At 30.1% G+C, this 4228-nt stretch carries 4 protein-coding genes; 3 read left to right on the top strand and 1 reads right to left on the bottom strand.

Annotation, left to right across the window (positions count from 1 at the left end):
• Positions 1-2 precede the first annotated feature (2 nt).
• Entirely contained in the window at positions 3-485 is a 483-nt protein-coding gene (gene msrB / locus ABY298_RS15155; protein ID WP_372746892.1) for a peptide-methionine (R)-S-oxide reductase MsrB, read from the top strand.
• Between the two features lie 100 nt (positions 486-585).
• On the opposite strand, the gene ABY298_RS15150 is transcribed toward msrB, so the two are convergent.
• Positions 586-2280 carry an FAD-dependent oxidoreductase gene (locus ABY298_RS15150; protein WP_372746891.1) on the bottom strand — a complete coding sequence of 565 codons (1695 nt, stop codon included), beginning with the start codon at positions 2278-2280 and terminating at the stop codon, positions 586-588.
• 192 nt (positions 2281-2472) lie between these two features.
• On the opposite strand from ABY298_RS15150, the gene ffh reads away from it, so the two are divergent.
• Both ffh and ABY298_RS15140 read left to right on the top strand, forming a co-directional pair.
• Positions 2473-3804 carry a signal recognition particle protein gene (gene ffh / locus ABY298_RS15145; protein ID WP_372746890.1) on the top strand — a complete coding sequence of 444 codons (1332 nt, stop codon included), beginning with the start codon at positions 2473-2475 and terminating at the stop codon, positions 3802-3804.
• A gap of 54 nt (positions 3805-3858) precedes the next feature.
• Positions 3859-4228, top strand: a 370-nt coding sequence (locus tag ABY298_RS15140; RefSeq protein ID WP_372746889.1) for a tetrahydrofolate dehydrogenase/cyclohydrolase catalytic domain-containing protein, incomplete at its 3' end; no start/stop codon positions are given.

The raw sequence follows: 4228 nt of genomic DNA, 5'->3' as shown, positions 1-4228 counted from the left end.
TTATGAAAAAATTATATTTCTTATTATTTTTAATGGTATTACTTACTTTTCAAGCAAATTCTCAAACAAAAACTAACAAAACAATGGTTAAAAAAGTTACTAAAACTGAAGCCGAGTGGAAAAAAGAATTATCACCGCAACAATATTACATACTGCGTGAAAAAGGAACAGACCCAGCAAGTTCTGGTGGCTTAACCTCTCATTTTGAGAAAGGAACTTACCATTGTGCTGCTTGTAATTTACAATTATTTAAATCTAATAGTAAATTTGAATCACATTGTGGTTGGCCTTCTTTTGATGATGCTATAAAAGGAACTGTCGAATTTGTTTTGGATAAATCGCACGGAATGATTAGAACTGAAATTATTTGCGCTTCGTGTGGTGGACATTTAGGTCATATTTTTAACGATGGACCAAAAGAAACTACTGGGCAACGTTATTGTGTTAATACAACATCAATAAAATTTGTTAAAGGAGAAAAGTAATTTTTGATAATTCTAAGAAATATTAAAACTAAAAAAAGGTTGTTCTATAAAGTATAAATTTATAGAAGCAACCTTTTTACAAAAAAAATAAATTATATTTTTATTTCACTTCCAACAAAACCGGCTCTGGTATAACAATTTTATCGCTATACATTTGCCATAATTTAAATCCACCAGCTAAGTTTAAAATAGTGTCAATATTATTTTGTTTCAATATTATCTCTGCTAAATACCCACGTAATCCTTTTTGACAAAATATTATAATTGGTTTATTTAATTTTTTAATAGTATCTATATTATTTCTAATATCATCTAAAGGAAAATTTAAAGCATTTGGAATAGTTCCTTTTTCAAATTCTGCGACTGTTCTAGTATCAATTAAGGTATAATGGCTTGTATTTTCATCAGTTAAAAAATCATCTAATTCCTCAACAGAAACCTGAATACTTTTATTATTTAACATATTTTCAGCTACAAAACTAGAAACTACCACAGGATCTTTTGCAGGTGAATATGGTGGTGCATAGGCTAAATCTAATTGCGCTAAATCAGTAATTTTTAATTTCGCATAAATTGCTGTACTTAAAACATCTACCCTTTTATCTACACCTACTTCACCAAATAATTCAGCACCTAAAATTTGTTCTGTTTCTGCGTGATAGTATATTTCAGTAATTAAATCCTTTTGATCTGGATAATAACTTGGCGTTGAACCAGCAATAGTTAAAACGGTTTTAAACGGTATTTCTAAGTTATTTAATGCTCTTGGATTTAAACCAGTGCGTGCCAAAGTATAATCAAAAACCTTTACAATGGCAGTTTTATACGCTCCTTTAAAATTAATAGTTCCGCCAACAGCATTTGCTCCAGCTGCTCTTCCTGCTTTGTTGGAATGCGTTCCTAACGGAAAATAATCAAATTCATTAGTTTGTAAATTTTTAATAGCCACATTATCTCCAGCTGCATACACATCTTTTATAGATGTTTCCATATGCTCATTTACTTTTAAAGCACCGTTTCCAATATGTTCTGCACCGTTTTCAATTAATAAATTGGTATTTGGTTTAATTCCAACACTTAAAATTACAAAATCGGTATTTATTGTTCTACCATCTTTTAATTTTACGGTAGAAATTTTCCAGTTTTCATCTAATTCAAATTCAGAAACTAAACCTGAAGTAATAACTTCTATACCTTTTTCTTTTAAAACTGTTTCTGCAAAATTTCCAAATTTTTGCTGCCACATATTTAAAATTTGGCTGTCACCTTCAATTAAAGTAACATTTTTACCTGCTTCTTTTAAATTTTCAGCAACTTCAACCCCAATAAGTCCAGCTCCAATAACTGTAACATGCTTTGAAGTAGCTGCTAAACCTTCAGTAGTAATTTTATCAAAATCAACCATACTTCTACAAGTAGACCAATTTGTTGCTTTTTCAATATTTTTAATTGGAGGAACAATTGATTTAGCTCCTGTTGCAAAAACTAATTTATCGTAACTATATTCACCTTTTGAAGAATAAACAATTTTATTTTGAGTATCAATTTTTACAATTTCCTCGTTTAATCTAACATCAATATTAAACCTGTTTTGTAATAATTCTGGTTTTACAACAATTAAATTATTTCTATCTTCAATAACACCTGAAAACGCATATGGCATTCCGCAAGTGGCATAACTTATATGTGCGCCTTTTTCAAAAAGGATTATTTCTGCATTTTCATCTTCTCTTCTAGCTTTTGCTGCAGCTGATGGCCCTGCTGATAAACCTCCTATTATAACTATTTTAGACATTTATTTATTTTTTAAAATCTGAGCAAATTTCACATGTTTTTTTAAACAAAAGGGTAATAAATATCACTAAAACGTTTTTGTAATTATAAGCACATAAAACCAAATTTAAATTTATATATCAATTTACATTTCAATAAAACAATTACTCAGTTTTTATTATATTTGTGAACTCTAAAAACGAAGCGAGAAACTATGTTTAATAATTTAAGTGATAAGTTAGATAAGGCCTTTCATGTATTAAAAGGTCACGGAAAAATTACAGAAGTAAATGTTGCTGAAACTCTAAAAGAAGTTAGAAGAGCTTTATTAGATGCCGATGTTAACTTTAAAATAGCCAAAAATTTTACAAATACTGTTAAAGAAAAAGCCATTGGACAAAATGTATTAACTACGTTAAACCCAGGCCAATTAATGGTAAAACTGGTAAAAGATGAATTAACTACCTTAATGGGTGGTGAAACCGTTGGTATAAATTTATCGGGTGCACCAACAGTAATTTTAATGTCTGGTTTACAAGGGTCTGGTAAAACTACCTTTTCTGGAAAATTAGCTAATTACTTAAAAACTAAAAAAACTAAACAAGTTTTATTAGTTGGTTGTGATGTATATCGTCCTGCAGCAATAAATCAGTTAAAAGTTGTTGGTGAACAAGTTGGTGTTGAAGTATATGCTGAAGAAGGAAATAAAAATCCGGTTGAAATTTCATTAAATGCCATAAAACATGCTAAAGCAACTGGTAAAAATGTTGTAATTATAGATACTGCTGGTCGTTTAGCTGTTGATGAAGAAATGATGAATGAAATTTCTAATATTCATAAAGCCGTAAATCCACAAGAAACCTTGTTTGTTGTAGATTCTATGACAGGGCAAGACGCTGTTAATACAGCAAAAGCTTTTAATGATATTTTAAATTTTGATGGAGTAATTCTAACAAAATTAGATGGTGATACACGCGGTGGAGCAGCATTATCAATAAAATCTGTTGTAAATAAACCAATTAAATTTATTGGTACGGGTGAAAAAATGGAAGCTATTGATGTTTTCCATCCAGACCGTATGGCTGATAGAATTTTGGGAATGGGTGACGTTGTTTCGTTAGTAGAACGCGCACAAGAACAATATGATGAAGAAGAAGCTCGTAAAATTCAAAAGAAAATTGCAAAAGATCAATTTGGTTTTGATGATTTCTTGAAACAAATTCAACAAATCAAAAAAATGGGTAACATGAAAGATTTGATGGGAATGATTCCTGGTGCCGGAAAAATGATGAAAGATGTAGATATTGATGATGATGCATTTAAAGGCATAGAAGCTATTATACATTCTATGACTCCTAGTGAAAGAGCTGAACCAAGAACTATTGATGCAAGTAGAAAAAAACGTATTGCAAAAGGATCTGGAACCACCATTCAAGACGTAAACCAACTGTTAAAGCAATTTACTCAAATGAGTAAAATGATGAAAATGATGCAAGGTGGCGGCGGAAGGCAAATGATGCAGATGATGAAAGGAATGGGAAGATAATACTAATAAGGTAAACAGTTTTGTTTGCCTTTTTTTATAAAATAAACTCAAAAAATGATTTTACTCGACGGAAAAAAAACATCGGCAGATTTAAAAGTAGAAATTGCTGAAAAAGTTAAGGAACTTAAAAAACTTGGTAAAAAAACTCCACATTTAGCAGCAATTTTAGTTGGTACTGATGGTGCTAGTATGACGTATGTAAATGCAAAAGTAAAAGCTTGTGAATTGGTTGGTTTTAATTCAACTTTAATTGATTTACCGGAAGATACAACTGAAGAAAAACTGTTACAGGAAATTGAAAAGTTAAATACTAATAATGCTATTGATGGTTTTATAGTGCAATTACCTTTACCTAAACATATTGATGAACAAAAAGTGTTAATGGCTGTAAATCCAGATAAAGATGTGGATGGATTTCATCCTA

It is taken from the genome of Lutibacter sp. (assembly GCF_041596795.1).
Taxonomy (GTDB): Bacteria; Bacteroidota; Bacteroidia; order Flavobacteriales; family Flavobacteriaceae; genus Lutibacter.
This window is presented reverse-complemented; position numbering and strand designations above follow the sequence as displayed.

What these genes read in the sequence shown, in the direction of transcription:
- msrB (WP_372746892.1), top strand. Translation starts at nt 3, where the DNA reads ATGAAAAAATTATATTTCTTATTATTTTTAATGGTATTACTTACTTTT.
- ABY298_RS15150 (WP_372746891.1), bottom strand. Translation starts at nt 2,280, where the DNA reads ATGTCTAAAATAGTTATAATAGGAGGTTTATCAGCAGGGCCATCAGCT.
- ffh (WP_372746890.1), top strand. Translation starts at nt 2,473, where the DNA reads ATGTTTAATAATTTAAGTGATAAGTTAGATAAGGCCTTTCATGTATTA.